General features: G+C 64.7%; 13 protein-coding genes. 7 read left to right on the forward strand and 6 right to left on the reverse strand.

Features of this window, described 5'->3' with window-relative positions:
• The first annotated feature begins 131 nt into the window (after positions 1–131).
• A complete protein-coding gene (locus SPR01S_RS07375; protein WP_066587305.1) occupies positions 132–734 on the forward strand; it encodes a DUF4126 domain-containing protein in 603 nt (200 codons plus the stop codon).
• Positions 735–891: 157 nt separating this feature from the next.
• Here the strand turns inward: SPR01S_RS07375 and SPR01S_RS07380 are convergent, their stop codons facing one another.
• The 4 genes from SPR01S_RS07380 to SPR01S_RS07395 all read right to left on the reverse strand — a co-directional run bounded on the left by SPR01S_RS07380 (position 892) and on the right by SPR01S_RS07395 (position 2,896).
• Positions 892–1,308 carry a glycine zipper 2TM domain-containing protein gene (locus SPR01S_RS07380; protein ID WP_084251017.1) on the reverse strand — a complete coding sequence of 139 codons (417 nt, stop codon included), beginning with the start codon at positions 1,306–1,308 and terminating at the stop codon, positions 892–894.
• Positions 1,309–1,408: 100 nt separating this feature from the next.
• Positions 1,409–1,720, reverse strand: coding sequence for a hypothetical protein (locus SPR01S_RS07385; protein ID WP_066587308.1), 312 nt, complete (start codon positions 1,718–1,720; stop codon positions 1,409–1,411).
• Positions 1,721–1,810: 90 nt separating this feature from the next.
• Positions 1,811–2,251 carry a hypothetical protein gene (locus SPR01S_RS07390; protein WP_066587311.1) on the reverse strand — a complete coding sequence of 147 codons (441 nt, stop codon included), beginning with the start codon at positions 2,249–2,251 and terminating at the stop codon, positions 1,811–1,813.
• 243 nt (positions 2,252–2,494) lie between these two features.
• Positions 2,495–2,896: a hypothetical protein gene (locus SPR01S_RS07395; protein ID WP_157082037.1), complete on the reverse strand. Its 402-nt coding sequence runs from the start codon at positions 2,894–2,896 to the stop codon at positions 2,495–2,497.
• Positions 2,897–3,225: 329 nt separating this feature from the next.
• Here SPR01S_RS07395 and SPR01S_RS07400 point away from each other — a divergent pair, with 329 nt between their 5' ends.
• The 6 genes from SPR01S_RS07400 (at position 3,226) to SPR01S_RS07425 (ending at position 10,975) form a co-directional block, all read left to right on the forward strand.
• On the forward strand, positions 3,226–3,867 hold the full coding sequence (locus tag SPR01S_RS07400; RefSeq protein ID WP_066587319.1) for a hypothetical protein: 642 nt from the start codon (positions 3,226–3,228) through the stop codon (positions 3,865–3,867).
• A gap of 222 nt (positions 3,868–4,089) precedes the next feature.
• Positions 4,090–4,836, forward strand: a complete 747-nt coding sequence (locus SPR01S_RS07405; protein WP_066587321.1) for a hypothetical protein — start codon at positions 4,090–4,092, stop codon at positions 4,834–4,836.
• A 189-nt stretch (positions 4,837–5,025) separates the two neighbouring features.
• Positions 5,026–5,763, forward strand: a complete 738-nt coding sequence (locus SPR01S_RS07410; protein WP_169803393.1) for a fimbria/pilus periplasmic chaperone — start codon at positions 5,026–5,028, stop codon at positions 5,761–5,763.
• Complete coding sequence (locus SPR01S_RS07415; protein ID WP_245661909.1) at positions 5,760–8,411, forward strand: fimbria/pilus outer membrane usher protein; 2,652 nt, start codon at positions 5,760–5,762, stop codon at positions 8,409–8,411. Before SPR01S_RS07410 ends, SPR01S_RS07415 begins: the two co-directional genes overlap by 4 nt.
• Positions 8,412–8,419: 8 nt before the next feature.
• Entirely contained in the window at positions 8,420–9,334 is a 915-nt protein-coding gene (locus tag SPR01S_RS07420) for a hypothetical protein (protein ID WP_066587326.1), read from the forward strand.
• Between the two features lie 108 nt (positions 9,335–9,442).
• On the forward strand, positions 9,443–10,975 hold the full coding sequence (locus tag SPR01S_RS07425) for a lipopolysaccharide biosynthesis protein (protein ID WP_066587329.1): 1,533 nt from the start codon (positions 9,443–9,445) through the stop codon (positions 10,973–10,975).
• Here SPR01S_RS07425 and SPR01S_RS07430 read toward each other — a convergent pair.
• The gene (locus SPR01S_RS07430) at positions 10,930–11,610 is read right to left on the reverse strand and encodes a 4'-phosphopantetheinyl transferase family protein (protein WP_066587331.1); all 681 of its coding nucleotides are present in this window, start codon (positions 11,608–11,610) and stop codon (positions 10,930–10,932) included. The genes SPR01S_RS07425 and SPR01S_RS07430 overlap by 46 nt on opposite strands.
• Positions 11,611–11,612: 2 nt before the next feature.
• Positions 11,613–15,608 (reverse strand): non-ribosomal peptide synthetase, encoded by a 3,996-nt coding sequence (locus tag SPR01S_RS07435; protein ID WP_066587333.1) that lies wholly within the window; start codon positions 15,606–15,608, stop codon positions 11,613–11,615.
• Positions 15,609–15,610 lie beyond the last annotated feature (2 nt).

Consider the following 15,610-nt stretch of genomic DNA (forward strand, 5'->3'; position numbering starts at 1 on the left):
CGCAGCCGCGAAGCGGCGAGGATGGGATTTTACCCCTCCACCACGCGCTGACGCGCGCGGTCCCCCTCCCCAAGCGAGCTTGGGGAGGAATTTTAGGAGGCGCCCTCCTCCCCCTATGCTAAACCGCCCCCATGGACGCAGTCGGCATCATCGGACTCGCAGCCAGCGTCAGCCTGTTGAGCGGATGGCGGCTGTACCTTTGTATCTTCGCCACGGGGCTCGCCATGCACACCGGCTGGATCGCGCTGCCGCATCAGCTGCACAGCCTCGACGTGTTGGCCAGTTGGTGGGTGATCGGCGCAGCCGGTGTCGGCGCGCTGGCCGAATTCCTCGCCGACAAGGTGATGTGGATCGACAGCCTGTGGGACACTGTCCACACGCTCGTCCGCCCGGTCGGCGGCGCCTTGCTCGCGCTGGCGATCGTCGATCCGCATGACACCAAATGGCAGGTCGTCGCCTTGCTGCTCGGCGGCGGCGCGGCGCTGCTGACGCATGGCGCGAAGGCGGGAACGCGCGCCGCGGTCAATGCCAGCCCGGAGCCGTTCAGCAACATCGCGGTGTCGAGCGGCGAGGATGTCGCGACCACCGGGCTGCTGATCGCCGCGATCGCCAGCCCCTGGGCGGCGGTGGTGATCGCGGTGCTGGTGGCGGGTGCGGCGGTGGCGATGCTGCTCCTGCTCCGCCACGCGTTCAGGCGGCTGTTCCCGAAGAAACAACCGCCTGCATCGACCTGATCAAATCCTCCCCATGAAATGGGGAGGGGGACCATTGCGCCAGCAATAGTAGAGGGGGCGTGCCGCATGCGAGCCCGATGCGGCAAACCCCCTCCACCACGCGACTAACGCCGAGTGGTCCCCCTCGCCGTGAACGGAGAGGATTTAGATCGCTACCTCACCGGCAGCGGACATTGTCCTTGTCGATCGCTTGGCCGGCAACAGCACCGGCCGCCGCACCGAGCAGGATGCCGAGCGGCTCCGACCGGCCGGACGTGATCGCCGCGCCCAGTGCGCCACCGGCGATGCCGCCGACGATCAGCCCGGTCGTCCCGTCCGAACGGCGGCAATAATAGCGGCCGTCGCGCCCGACATAGACGCGGTCGTTGCGGCTCAGCCGGCGCTCGCGATAGCGCGGATTATCGACATAATATTGGTCGGCATAATAGCCGTTATAGCGCGGATCCGGCCGGTTATAGTCGTACTGGCGATAACTCCGGTAATCGCTCGCATAGCCGGGCTGATCATAGGTTTCTGTACAGCCGGCGGTCGTCACCGCGGTGGCCGCGATCAACGCAAGGGTAAGGATACGCATCGAACTCTCCTCCTGTTATCCCGCACCGCTGGACAATGCGCCGGAGGCCGTTTGGTTGCGGATACGTAAGTATCCGTAAAGGAGAGTCCGATGCGCGCGATCAGTGGACCGAGGCCGGCTTCAGCGCCTCGCGCTCGGCCGCGGTCGGGATCGCTTCCGGATCGGGCCGGAAATCCTCGGGCGCGCGGTCAGTCCCCGGCTTGGCGGCGTCGAGCGCTAGGTCGGGCGCCTCATGCCCCTCGGTGTCCGCCGTCCACGGCCCGCGCGGCATCTTCACCCATCCGCGCCACAAGGCGGCGGCCAGTCCTGCGCCGACCGCCAGCACCGCGCCCGCCGCGACCGACCGGTTGCGGGTGCGGTTGTCGGCCTTGAAGCGCCCATGGCTGTCGCGGCGTTGCTTGCTGTTCGGCATGATCAGTCTCCCAAATGTCGAGTGCGAGCAGTCAACACATGCGCGGCGCGTCCTGTTCCGCCCACTGCGATGGGCCGCCGCGCTGCCCCTTCAATCGCGAACCGTGCATTGCTGTTTGTGCCGTTTGTGCCGGTCGAGCACGCGCCGGTTATGCTCGACCTCGCTGAGCAGCCGCGCCAGCCGCGCGTGCTCGCTGTCGCCGCGATGGCGCGCGGCGGCGAGCGCCAGGGTGAAGTCGGTGCTCGGCTCGACGCCGACATGGCGGCAGATGGCCGGCCACATCCGCGCCAACAGGCTCATCCGGCGGTGATTGGCCTGATGCTCGGTCATCGTGTGGCTGGGCGCCAACTGGCTCGATCTCCAGAAGTCGTCGAACAGCGCGCGCTCGCTCCGGTCGCCCAGCGCGTAGAGCATGGCCAGCACCGCGCGGAATTGCGGAGAGGGCGCCGCCGGCGCGGTCGCGCATCCGTGCATGATGTCGTCGAGCGCGACGAGGCAAAGGAAGATCAGACGGTCACGCGCGAGTCGCATGATATGAACATAAAGGGAACACCGGCGCCTGGCGATGATCTTGCGCAAGCGACTGGCGATGGCGCGCGGCGATCCTCGATACGGACGAAGCCGCGCCAGGGCCGGGATCAAGCCGTCGCCGCGCGCCGCGCATTGTCAGGCAGCGTCTTACCCGTACTGCGATCGAGCCCATGCGGCGCAATGAGGCGGCGCATATGCGCGCGCCTCGCGCCGGTGACCGGAGAAGGCGACGGCGGCGACCTCTCAAAAGGGTGCGGCGACCGCCTCGAAATCGAGATGGTCGGCGTCGAATCCCTGTGGTCCGGGGATCGCCGACAGATTGCGCACCTTGATCGCCGGGGCCGACGAATGGCCGACCACGGCGGAGCCTGAACCGTCGAGTTGAACGCGCGCATCGCCTGCGATCAGCGTCATGCCCTTCAGCGTGCCCGGCCTATAGTGGACCAACAGGTCATAGCCGCGCGGCGCATTACAGAATTCCTGGATCTCGCCGAGTTCGAACGAGCCGGGAATCGACGGGCCCGCGCCGGCAACACCCGTTCCGGTGCTCACCTTGCACATCACGGGGACGCGAAGAACCAGATCGATGCCGAACGACTCGCTGTTGGCTGCCGACGTGCCGGCCGCCAAGAGAAGCCCCGCCACCGCTAATTTGCCAATCCTTCTGACCATGATGACGCCCGCCGCTTACTGAAACTACGGCGCTCACAATATCCAGTCCCAGTTAAGGATTGGCAAAGGCCATCATTTCCAAAACGGGTATGATCAAAATGAGTATTCAGTTGTAAAAAACTGACAAAAACCGCGTTTCGTAGGCGAGCATTCGTAGAGAATTCGTTGGATTCTATCGGCTTGGCGAATTGATCCAATTCGGCACAAGTAACCACTCACCGTTAACCAATCGTTAGACTCGACTCTCAATCCATTTATGTATTTGGTATATCGAAGGTTAAGGATTGAGTCGGGTGGGGGAAATGAAAGCCAATACGCCGCGCTTCGCGGCACGGATCGCTGTGGTCCTCGCTCGGCGAGCCGATCTAGCGGGTGCAATTTCCAGATTAATTCCGACGGCGTTGCGCGTTTCCGCCCGGACCGTGATTTCGGGGTGCGCGGGGGCTGCGGCCGTGGTCGCGCTGCCGTCTTCGGCTCAGGAAATATCGAACGTTCGCAGCGTCGACATCGCGCTAGCCGGCCACATTTCACAGCGCTGTGGCATGGCGGCGGGGCAGAGCACCGACCTTGGTAACTTGTCGCGCCCCAGGATCAGCGCGACCACGCGGGTCCAGCTGGACTGCAATGTGCCGTTCACGATGTCGATACAGGCACAGCGCGGGGCGATCCAGAACCTGCTGATGCCCGGCGGGCAGGGCGGGTATCAGGGATCGGTTCCCTACAGCCTCAACGTCGAATTGCCGGTCCGCCGGCCCGACCGGGAGCTCCTAACGCGAGCGTTCGAAGGCCGCGCCTTGGTTGCGGGCCAGACCATGTCGAGCCTTGGCGGGATCGCCCAGGATGGGATGCTGCTACGGCTGGATGTGGGCAATGTGACGAGCAGCTCGGGCCTCCTTGCCGGAGAATATGGTGAAACCATCGTAATAACGATGGCGCCGACCTGATGAAGTAACAAAAAAGGTCACAATAATACCAGAGATTGCTGGGCACGAAGTCTTGGCCGTTCGTGTAGATTAGCGTCCGCGTCTCACAATATTCAGTGGGAACTGATGTATATCAACCAGCATTTAGTTGTCATCGGCCAAGTATTTAGTAAATGACTGATATGTCGGCGAATCGTTTCGATATGGTATCGAACAGCCGTCATTGGATAAGGGTGGAAACCAATGAAGAAGCTTCTTTCGACTGCCGCCGTTGCGGCGCTCCTCTCGACCGCTGGCGTTGCGCACGCCGACAATATCAATTGGTCCGGTCAGACCCCGGGCATCTTCCCGGGCTCGACCATCTCGTACAGCGGTGCGCTCGGTCATTTCGGCTATAACATCGCGACCGCGATCGGTGGCGTCGGTTACGATCAGTCGGGCAGCAACGCCGGCAACGCCGACACGGCGAATTCCGACGTGACGAACACCTGGACGATTTCGGGTAACGTGACCAAGGACTGCTCATATTATGGTGGCAGCAGCACCAGCCATACGCTGGACTTCGGCACGATCGGCGTGAACACCCAGGCGGCGACCTCGGTCGGCAGCGCGTTCAACATGATGTCGGCCGCGGTTGCGACCGTCAACAGCACGACTGCGGGCTGCAACTTCAACAACGACGTCTCGATCACCAAGAGCAATGGCGCCGACGGCATGAAGAACGCCGCCGCCGGTGGCTATGACACCAACAACTTCCAGGCGAACATCCCGTATTCGGTGGCCGCGACCTTCACGGCCGGCGCGCAGGGTGCGGTTGCCGCTGCCAACTCGCAGACGCTGACTGCGGGCACCGGCGACGGCTCGAAGGTTGGTCATTACGGCGCCTGGCGCTCGAACATGACGATGGTCGTCAATGCTCCGGTGCCGCCGAAGGCGCTCGTCGCAGGCAACTATTCGGACACCCTGACGGTCGAGCTCAAGGCGCTCTGATCGTTCGGTACCCGAAATAGGCAAAAGGGGAGGGGGGGATTTTTATCCTCCCCTCCTTCCTTTACCTAATTTTACATTTGAGTGCGCGACATAGCCGCGTGAATCATTGGGCGGGGGCCTGAAACGGTGTTGAATACTTTCTCGCGCGCTGTCGTGCGCTCGGCTGTTGCTGTCGTGGCGGCTATGGGCATGGCGGCGTCGGTCTTTGCCATGCGCGTCTCCCCGATGATCGTCGAGATGACGACGACCGGTAGCAACTCGACCGCGCGCGTTGAGGTGCAGAACCTCAATGCCGGCCGCTTGCCGTTCGAAACGCGCATCACGAAGCTCACCTTCAACGAATATGGCGTGCCGACCGAAACTCCGGCGGACGGCGATTTCCTCGTCTTCCCGCCGCAGGGTATGCTGCCGCAAGGCGCGCGCCAGGTCATTCGCCTGCAATGGGTGGGTACACCCGACATTCCGACGTCGCAGGCCTATTACCTGTCGGTCAACCAGCTGCCGATTCCGGCTGAACCGGGGGCGGCGCCGCAGAGCGCCAACGTCCAGGTCGTCTATCATATGAAGGCGTTGATCGTCGTCGCGCCGACGGGCGCGCGGCCCGACGTGTCGGTGACGTCGGTCAAGCAGATCGATTATCAGCCGGAGCCCGTCAAGGCGGGCGACCCGCTGCCGCCGAAGGTCCCTGGGCTCGAGGTCACCATGAAGAATAACGGGCGGCGTCACATGATGATGTCGGCTGCCAAGTGGCTGATCGACGGCAAGGCTGCCGATGGTCGCCCGGTCCGGCTGACGGTGACGCAGGAAGACCTGATGCGGGGTATCGGCAGCGGCTATATCGCCGGCGGCGGTGCGGTTCGCATCTATCGCTTCCCGATCCCTCAAGCCTTCGGCCCGGGACCGATCACGGTAAAGTTCGCCCAATGACGCGGGCATCCCTGCTGGCCGCGACCGCCTGGTTCTGTCTGGCGGCGGGGACCGCCGGCGCCCAGGTCTCGGTGCCGTTGCCGCAGCCGCAACCGAAGGCGCCACCGCCTGCCCCGGCGCCCCAGAGCAGCCCGACTCCGGGGCAGACCACCGTGCCGTTGCCGGGCAAGCCGACCCAGCCCGCTCAGCCGGCCGAACCCGACATCAATTCATTGCCGATCGTCGGACAGCCCGGAACCTCGAGCCTGCCGATCGGCAAATACGGCCGGCCGGACATCAATCCGTACGACCGCGACCTCGACCTGACGGTCCCGTTGATGTTCAGGAACCGGTCGCTCGGCGATCTGCCGATCCGACTGACCTATGACGATCGGTTGCTCGTCGATCGCCGCAGCTTCGAAAAACTGATTGCGCCGCTGCTGACCAAGGCGGCGATGCAGCGGGTCACGGCAATCGATCCGAACGCCGAACGTCTTGAATCGGACGCCTTGAAGGTGATGGGCATTTCCTTCGAGTACGACCCGAGCAGCCTCGCGGTCGTTGTGCTGACGATCGATCCATCGCAGCGCGCGGTGGAGAATTTGTTCGCGCCGCCGAGCGCGGGTCAGGAAGTCGTCGACCTTTCGCCGGCCTCCGTATCGGCCTTCCTCAATATCAACGCCTATTACGGCTATGTCTGGAATGGTGCGCAATCACAGCCGCCAGAAGTGGCGCTGAATGGTGCCATCCGCATCAAGAAATTCGTGTTCGAGGGCGATGGCCAGTTCGGTCAGGACAATTTCGGCGGCGGCGCTTATACCTTCAATCGCAACTATGCTCGCCTCGTCTATGACCTGCCGAGCGATTACATCCGCCTGTATCTGGGCGACCTTACTCCGGAAGTGCGCGGCCAGCAGGGCTATGCCCAGATCGGCGGCATCGGCATCAGCCGGCAGCGACAGCGGTTCGATCCCTATCGATCATCGGTGTTGCAGGGCAATCGCCAATTGCTTTTGCAGAACGACGCCACGGTACGCATCTTGCGCAACGGCGTCCTCTATCGCGAGATGCGGCTCGATGCCGGGTCGTATGATCTAAGCTCGCTGCCGCTGCTCGCCGGCAGCAACGATGTGCAGATTCAGGTCAGCAACAATGCCGGCGGCTTTCAGACGATCGACTACAGCCAGTATCTCGACCCGATCGACCTTGCTCCCGGCGATTTCGAGTACGCTGCCTATATCGGCCCGACGAGCACGAATTTCGGGCGCACGCCGAAATACAATGGCCCGGTCTCGTTCTCGGGCTTCTATCGCAAGGCATTCGTCAACGCGCCGGCGATCGGCATCGGGGTTCAGGCAAATCGCGACACGCAGACGCTGACGGCACAGACACAATTCGTGTTGCCGGGCGGGTCGCGCCTGCTGTTCGACGGCGGCGTCAGCAACGCTCGCCGCGTTGGCCAGGGATACTCCCTGGGGATAGGCTACGACCTGCTGATCGATCGCGGCGGGCTGGTGGATTCGGCCAGCGTACGCGTCGACTATGTCTCGCGTCGGTTCGCCGTGCTGTCGATGCCGGTTCCGGACAACGTCAACAGCTTCAACCTGAGCGCGCAATATACCCACCAGTTCTCGCAACGCTTTTCGTTGCTGGCGGTGGGCAGCTATCTGGGCAATCGTGATCGTCGCGACAGCTATCGGCTCGGCGTGTCCGCTAATTACTACATCACCAGCAAGCTCAGCGTCCGCGCGGGCGTCGATTATACCAAGCTAGACAGTTCGTTCGGCCGTGGGCGTGGTTTGGGAGCATCGATCTCGATCGTCTTCCAGCCGTCCTATCGCGATCGGGCGGAGGCGCGATACGAGAGCAGTACGGACAGCCAGGCGCTGTCGTACATCCACAATTCGTCGAACCAGATCGGCAGCCTGGGTTATGGAGCGGTGGCAAACCGCGACAACGGCGCGATCAACGCCCAAGGCTTCGCCGACTATACCGCCAACCGGTTCGACGCGACGCTGTCGCAGGCGAGCTATGGCCCCAGCTTCAGGCAGTTCGGCGCGGTCAACGTGACCTCGGTGCGCGTCGGAACGTCGATCGCGTTCGCCGATGGCGTGGTCGGCGTCGGGCGGCGGATCAACGACAGCTTTGCGTTGCTCTACCCGCATCACAATCTGGGCGGCCGCAGCGTCGTGGCCGGCCAGTCGCTCGCGGAGAGCGATTACATGAGCAAGAGCGGCACGTTCGGCGCGGCGGTGAACGGCTATCTGACGAGCTATGTCAACCAGCCGATCCAGTACGACGTCCAGGACGTGCCGCCGGGCTATGATATCGGGCCCGGATCGGTACGGGTGAATCCGCCCTATCACAGCGGCTACAGGCTGCGCGTCGGAACCGATGCGTTTGCGAGCGCGATGGGCACCCTCCTGCTGCCGAACGGGCAGCCGGTGGCGCTGATCGGCGGACGGGTGATCGCAGAGGACGGCAAGGACAAGGAGCCGTTGCCGTTCTTCACCAATTCGGTCGGCCGCTTCGCGATCCAGAACCTGCGCCCGGCGGTAACCTATCGCGTCGAACTCGGGAGCGGCGCCGTAACGTTCCAATTCAGCGTGCCGGGCGATACGACCGGACTGGTCGACCTGAAGACGATCACGCTCAAACCGGTGAAGTGAGGGATAGGATGAAACTGGCTTTATCGAGTTCGATCGCGGCGATAGCCCTGTTGCTGCCGGGCACGGCATCGGCGCAGTCCGCTATGCGGGCCGCCAATTGCCAGCTCCATATCGACAGCACCAGCGCCGACTGGATCATCCAGGGATACGACCCCTTCGGCAACAGCGATCCGCTCGCCACGTTCGACGTTATCTTTCGCAATGACGGAGGCGCGGCATGCACGTTCGATGCCGTCTTCGTCACCGACCAGGAGCCGTTCGGACTGACGAACCTGACCTATAACGGGCGCGTTGCCTACACGCTGCTCGACACCTTCACCAACGTCAATGCGACCCCGCTGTCCGGCCGGACGATCGCCAGTTCGGCGCGACGGCCCATCGTGCTGCCACCGAACAGCCAACAGGTTGTGCGCTATCAGTTCGCTGCCAACGACGAAGGCCTTACCGCCGATGGGCTGTATAGCCAGCGGCTGTCGCTGGTCGCCGAACAGCGCGGGACGGGCGAGTCGCTGGCGTCCCGCGCGATGATCGTCGGCGTGAACGTACTGCCGTCCGCCGTGCTCGGTCTTTCCGGTCAGTATCAGCGCAATGGCAGTCAGGCTGTGGTCGATCTCGGCGAATTGCAGGATGGGGTTTCGGGCGTCTCGCTGCAGGTCAGAGTGTCGAGTACGCGGGCCTATCGCCTGGAATTTGCATCGAAGAATTCGGGCCTGCTCCGGCTCTCCGACACGCAATGGAGCATTCCCTACGAGATCACCGTGGGCAACAAGACGATCGCGCTCGGCGGGCGTGGCCAGTACGAATCGGGCGGGAGCAATCCGGCCTCCGACGTGTTGCCGCTGCACTTCGTCATCAATGGCGCTTCGGGGAAGCGTGCAGGCGTTTATTCGGACCTGCTGACCATCTCGATCGCCCCGAAATAGGCAGTCGCGCGGCGAATGGCGGCCGTCCCGCGCGGCCGAGCGCGAAGCGGACGGGCATGCGTATCTCCTTTACGCGCATTTAAGCGTAACGCATGCATAGCGGCGGCGATGCTGCATACTCCCGTCGCCAAGCCGGAATCGGAAAAGGACGTTCCAGCCCCCTCGCTGTTCGCGCAGGCGCGGTCGGCGGTGATCTGGCGCTCGGGTGCGCAGATCGTCGGACAGATCATTACCTGGGGTGCGACCTTCCTGGTCATCCGCATCCTCGACCCGCACGATTATGGCCTGTTCGCGATGACCCAGGTCGTGCTGGCGGTGCTCAACATGCTCAACGGCGCGGGGCTGGCCAGCGGGTTGATCCAGAAACCCGATGCCGACGAGCGCACGATCCGCCAACTCTACGGCATGCTGATCGTGCTTAACTTCGGACTGGGTGCGGTGCAGTTCGCGATCGCGCCCCTGGTCGCGGCCTATTTCCACCAGCCGATTGTCGCCGACCTGCTCAGGGTACAGGCGTTCATCTATGCCACCACGCCGTTCGTGGCTTTCCCCTATGCGCTGCTGGCGCGCGCGATCGACTTCAAGCAACAGGCCAAGGTCTATTTCCTGTCGTCTATCACCGGCGCGGTGGCGGCGCTGACGGGCGCCTATGCCGGGCTTGGCGTGTGGACGCTGATCCTGGCGCCGGCGGTCCTGTACGTCACGCGCGCGATCGGGATGACCAAGGTATCTGGGCATCATTACCGGCCGCTGTTCGACTTCCGCGGGGCGGGCGATCTCGCCAAGTTCGGCGGGTTGATGGCGGCTGGCCAATTCTTCTGGGTGCTGCAGAGCCAAGCCGACGTGTTCATCGCCGGCCGCGTGCTCGATCCGGCGACGCTCGGTCTCTACACGACCGGGCTGTTCCTGACCCAGATACTGGTGTCGAAATTCGTGCCGGCGATCAACGACGTCGCCTTTTCGATCTATGCCCGGATGCAGGACGATCGCGATGCCGTCGCGCAGGGCTTCGCGCGCTCGTCGCGGATGGTGATGCTGGTCGCGATGCCTTTCTATATCGGGCTGGCGGTGACCGCCGGACCGCTGGTGGCGACCGTGCTCGGCCCCAAATGGGTCGCGGCCGCGCCGCTGGTCCGGTTGCTCGCTTTGGCGATGCCGGCGATGACGCTCCAGGTGTTGTTCAGTCCGGCGTGCAGCGCAATGGGGCGGCCGGGGATCAACGTCCATACCGGCATGATCGGCGCGGTGCTGTTGCCGCTGGCGTTCGTGGTCGGGCTGCGCTGGGGCGTGACCGGGCTCGCCGCGTCCTGGTTCTTCGCCTATTTCGTCTATCTCGCGATCACCGCCTGGCGCGTGCTGCCGGTGCTCGGCCTGTCGGCTATGGCGCTGGCGAAGGCGATCGCGCCAACCGTGACGCCGGCGATCGCGATGGGTGCGCTGGTTGTCGGGATCGACACCATCCTGCCCGAGATGGCGGTGCAGCTCCGGCTCGCGATCCTGGTTGCGGCCGGCGGCGTCGCGTATCTCGGCTGGCTGTGGTTGTTCTCGAAGGACATCGTGCTCGAGGCGATCGCGATGGTGCGCGGCAAACCTTATTACCGCGCGGGCGAAGGCCCTGTCCCGGTCACCAGCGCGGCCTGATAGCCGGGTGACGGTTCGAACGCACTTAGTGCCCAGCCCTTTTCGTCGCTGGTGAAGCGCGCTGCTTCGCCGGGCGCGACCGACACGGTGAAAGAGTCGAGCGGATAGGACAGGCCGAGGCCAAGCGCCTTCACATACGCTTCCTTGCGCGTCCAGCAATTGTAGAAGCCGGTGATCCATTGATCGGGCGGCAGCGCGGCCAGCGCGTCATATTCTGTCGGCGCAAACAGCCGTTTGGCGACGCGCGGGCAGGCGAGGTCGGGATTGCGCCATTCGATGTCGCACCCGATCGCTCCCCCGCGCATCGTCGCCAGCAACGCCAGCCCGTTCGAATGCGAGAGGTTGAAGGCGAGATCGGGATCGTCGAGCAGAAACGGCTTGTCATGCTCGTCGGTGGCGATGCGTACCATCTGCGGTGCGATGCCCAATTCCTGACCGAGATGCGCGCGCAACAGTCCACGCCGCGCGACGAATCGGTCGCGGTCGATCGCGCGGCGAAACCGCGATGCGCGCAGAAGCTCGTCCGCATCGAGCCAGAAACTATATTCGTCGAGTTCCGCACGCGGCAGGTCGAGGTCGAACAACGCCAGGGTCGCGATGCCCGGCGCGGCCTGGTCGATCGCGACCATCTCCATGATCAGGGCCTCAGGCGGCGACCCGGCCGGCAGGACCGATCGAGCGCTTCGGTCAGCCGCTGGGCGAATGTCGCGACATTGGGCGGCTCGGCCATCGTGCCGTGTGTGCCGGGGATGTCGTACGATTCGAGCGGGCCGCGCACGACCTCCGCCCAGCCCGGCCGGCTGTCGAGCACCGCGAGGCGTTCGGCCGGCTGGAACAAGGCGACCGCGCCATCATAATCGCCCGGGAAATAGCTATAGGCGGCCTGTTCCATCTGCGCGGCGAAGACGCGATAACGCCCCTCGCGCTCGGCGATCTCGGCAACGCCGACATCCTCCATCAGCCCGCGCGCGCGGTCGAACGCGTAATCGAGCCGCTTGCCGATCGGCAGGTTGCTCCACACGCCGAGATGGTAGCGTGCCTTGCTCATCCGCATCTGGGTGGACGTGATCCGCTGGAACGCGACCGGGTTCATCGAATGCCCCAGCGCGAGCAGCGGCACGTCCTCGCCCGAAGCGCGCAATTGCCGCGCGACCTCGAACGCCATGATGCCGTTGGTGCACCAGCCGCCGATCAGATACGGCCCCTTGGGGCGCGTTGCGCGGATCACCGCGACGATCTCCGACGCCATCTGCTCGAACGTCATGTCGGGCTCGAGTGTGCGTTCGAGAATGGGTCCAAGTGGCAGGCCGAGAAACGGGCGATCGGTGCCCATCGCCTGGGCCAGCGCCATGAAGGTCGGGCCGCCGTCGAGCCACAGCAAGGGTAGCTCGTCGCCCTTGGGCTGGAGCGGCACCCATTCACCCAGATCGGCGCTGGCGTCGCTGTCGATCCGCTCGGCGAGCTTGTCGAGCGTCGGCGCCTGGAAGAATTCGGCCATGCCGATGCGGCGGCCCCATTGCTGCTCGATCCGCACCAGCAGCCGCGCGACCAGCAGCGAATGCCCGCCGAGTTCGAAGAAGCTGTCGTCGCGGCTGACCTGGCCGATGCGCAGCAGGTCGCACCAGATCGCGGCGAGCGTGGTTTCGGTCTCGCCCTGCGGCGGTTCGATCGCGCGGGCGCCGGCACCGCCCGGCTGCGGCAGCGCCTTGCGGTCGACCTTCGCGTTCGGCGTCATCGGCAGCGCCGAGAGATGCTCGAAATGCGAGGGGATCATGTAGTCGGGCAAGGTCTTGGCGAGATGCGCGCGCAATTCGGCGCGGCTCGGCATGTCGTCGCCGCGCGTCACGACATAAGCCGCTAGCGCGCGTTCGCCCGAGGCGTCGGGCCAGCTGCGCACGGCGGCGGCAACGATGTCGGGATGCTCGGAGAGTGCGCCTTCGATCTCCTCGACCGCGACGCGATAGCCGCGAATCTTCTCGTCATTGTCGACCCGGCCGAGGCACAGGATCGTCCCGTCCGCCTGGTATTTGGCCAGGTCGCCGGTGCGGTACAGCCGCTCGCCCCTGATCTCGACGAAGCGCTCGGCGGTGAGGTCTGGGCGATGGCGGTAGCCCTTCGCTAGGCCGGCGCCGCCAATGAACAATTCGCCGACCACGCCGATCGGCGCGGTGTTGCGGTATCGGTCGAGGATGTGGATCGTGGTGTTGGTGAGCGGCCGGCCGATCGGCACTGGCCCGTCGCCCGGTGTCACGCGCGCGAGCGTCGACCAGATCGTCGTCTCGGTCGGGCCATAGACGTTCCACAGCTCGCCCGAGCGCTGGATCAGGCTTTCGGCGAGATCACGCGGCAGCGCCTCGCCGCCGCACAGGATGCGCAGATTGGGCGAACCCTGCCAGCCTGCCTCGATCAGCGCGCGCCAGGTCGCGGGCGTGGCCTGCATGACGCTGGGCTGGCTGCTGACGAACCGCTCGTTCAGCTGGCGCGGGTCGGCGGTCACGCTCTTGGGTGCGAGGATCAGCTCGCCGCCGCTGATCAGCGGCAGGAACAGTTCGAGTCCGGCGATGTCGAACGACAGGGTCGTGACCGCGAGGAGCGAATCTTCCGCGGTGAAACCGGGATTGGCGCGGAACGATTCGAGCAGGTTGATCAGCGCGCCATGACCGATCTCGACACCCTTGGGGTTGCCGGTCGAGCCTGACGTGTAGAGCACGTAGGCGAGGTCCTCGGCCTGCACCGTCACGGCGGCAGGGGCACGCGCGCCTTCGCGAACATCATCGATCAGGATGCGTGGCAGACCGCAATCGGCGAGGACATGGTCGAGCGCACGCTCGCTGAGCAGCCCCTTCGCGCCAGCATCCTTCGCGATATAGTCGAGTCGCGCCGCGGGGAAATCGGGATCGAGCGGCAAGTACGCAGCGCCCAGCCGGTGTACCGCCAGCAAGGCGGCGACCATGTCGGGCGAGCGGTCGAGACAGATTCCGACCAGATCGCCCTTTTCGATGCCGGCGGCGCGCAGTGACGCGGCGATCGCGCCGGCGCACGCGTCCAGCATCGCATAGCTGACCGCATGTTCGCCGAAGCGGATCGCGGTGGCGTCCGGGCGCGCGGCGACCTGCGCGCGGAAGGCGTCAGGCAGCAAGTTCGCTGGCGGCGCGGCCTCGGTCGCGTTCCAGTCGGTCAGCAGCTTGCGGCGCTCGCTCTCACCGATCAGCGGCAGATCCTTGAGCGGCAGCGTCGCGTCGGCGACGACGCCCTCCAGGATCGTCATGTAATGGCCGATCATCCGCCGTACGGTCGACGGATCGAACAATTCGGTCGAATAGAGGAAGCGGCCGTGCATCCCCTCATTCTGACGCTCGTCGAGTTCGAGATAGAGGTCGAACTTGGCGCCGCCGACCACGACGTCCATCTGGGTCAGGTCCCAGCCGTCGGGGAAGGGATCGACCGGGGGTTCGATCGAGAACAGACAATTGAACAAGGGATGCGTGCCCGGCTGACGCTTGACGTCGAGCGCGCGGACGACCTCGTCGAACGGCGCCTCGCTCGCGGCGAGCGCGCCGAGCACCGAATCGCGGACCTCGATCAGAAAGTCGCTGAACCGCGTCTCGCCCTTGGGCTTGGCGCGCAGCGAGATCGTGTTGAGGAAATAGCCGACGACATTTTCGAGTTCGGGACGGCGGCGCAGGTCGGTGACGCCGCCGACGATGATGTCTTCCTCGCCGGAATAGAGGTGAAGCTGCGCGTGATAGGCGGCGAGCAGGGTCATGTAGAGCGTGACCCCGTGACGCCGCCCGACCTGCTTGAGATTTTCGATGAGCTCGTTCGGGATCTCGAACACTTCCATCGACCCGGCATGGGTCGGCCGCGCCGGCTTGGTGCGGTCGCCCACCAGTTCGAGCTTGGGCGGCGCGTCGGCCAGCGTCTTGCGCCAGTAATCGATCTGCTTCTGGATCGGCGCGCTCTTGAGGTGCTCCTGCTGCCAGATCGTATAATCGCCATATTGCAGCGCCGGCATCGGCAGCGGCGAGGGCGCGCCGCGCGAAAATGCGTCGTACAACTTGGCCAGTTCGGGCACGATCACGCGATAGATCGCCACGCCGTCGAAGATGATGTGGTGGAGCGTGAAATAGAGCCGGTGATTGTCGTCGGCGAGCTTGACGATCCGCGCGCGGAACAGCGGCGCGTCGCTCAGGTCGATCGCGCGGCGGGCATCCTCCTGGCCGATCGCCAGCGCCGCGGCATCGCGCTCCGCTTCGGGCAGATGGCTGACATCGTCATAGGGCAGCAGGATGTCCTGATGCTCGCGGACGCGCTGGACCAGCACGCCGCCTTCTTCGACGAAGGCGGTGCGCCACGCCTCGTGCCGGCGCAATATCTCGTTGACGCTGCGCTCCATCGCGCGGCGGTCGAAACTGCCGAAACGATGGATCGTGATCGATTCGTTATAGAGCGGCATGTCCGGCGCCATGATGGCGTGGAGCCACACCTGGCGCTGGTCGGCCGACAGCGGAATCTCTGCGTCGGGCGCGCGCTTCTCGATCTGCTGCGGCTTGGCGGAGGCGACACCGCCGCCGCGCATCATCTTTTCGAGCAGCGCCCGCTTCGACGCGGACAGGTCGACATGCGCGTTCATGG

This window comes from Sphingomonas pruni NBRC 15498 (assembly GCF_001598455.1).
GTDB classification, from domain to species: Bacteria; Pseudomonadota; Alphaproteobacteria; order Sphingomonadales; family Sphingomonadaceae; genus Sphingomonas; species Sphingomonas pruni.

Coding starts and splice junctions, on each gene's coding strand:
- SPR01S_RS07375 (WP_066587305.1), top strand. CDS start 132: ATGGACGCAGTCGGCATCATCGGACTCGCAGCCAGCGTCAGCCTGTTG.
- SPR01S_RS07380 (WP_084251017.1), bottom strand. CDS start 1,308: ATGCGTATCCTTACCCTTGCGTTGATCGCGGCCACCGCGGTGACGACC.
- SPR01S_RS07385 (WP_066587308.1), bottom strand. CDS start 1,720: ATGCCGAACAGCAAGCAACGCCGCGACAGCCATGGGCGCTTCAAGGCC.
- SPR01S_RS07390 (WP_066587311.1), bottom strand. CDS start 2,251: ATGCGACTCGCGCGTGACCGTCTGATCTTCCTTTGCCTCGTCGCGCTC.
- SPR01S_RS07400 (WP_066587319.1), top strand. CDS start 3,226: ATGAAAGCCAATACGCCGCGCTTCGCGGCACGGATCGCTGTGGTCCTC.
- SPR01S_RS07405 (WP_066587321.1), top strand. CDS start 4,090: ATGAAGAAGCTTCTTTCGACTGCCGCCGTTGCGGCGCTCCTCTCGACC.
- SPR01S_RS07410 (WP_169803393.1), top strand. CDS start 5,026: ATGGCGGCGTCGGTCTTTGCCATGCGCGTCTCCCCGATGATCGTCGAG.
- SPR01S_RS07415 (WP_245661909.1), top strand. CDS start 5,760: ATGACGCGGGCATCCCTGCTGGCCGCGACCGCCTGGTTCTGTCTGGCG.
- SPR01S_RS07420 (WP_066587326.1), top strand. CDS start 8,420: ATGAAACTGGCTTTATCGAGTTCGATCGCGGCGATAGCCCTGTTGCTG.
- SPR01S_RS07425 (WP_066587329.1), top strand. CDS start 9,443: ATGCTGCATACTCCCGTCGCCAAGCCGGAATCGGAAAAGGACGTTCCA.
- SPR01S_RS07430 (WP_066587331.1), bottom strand. CDS start 11,610: ATGGAGATGGTCGCGATCGACCAGGCCGCGCCGGGCATCGCGACCCTG.
- SPR01S_RS07435 (WP_066587333.1), bottom strand. CDS start 15,608: ATGAACGCGCATGTCGACCTGTCCGCGTCGAAGCGGGCGCTGCTCGAA.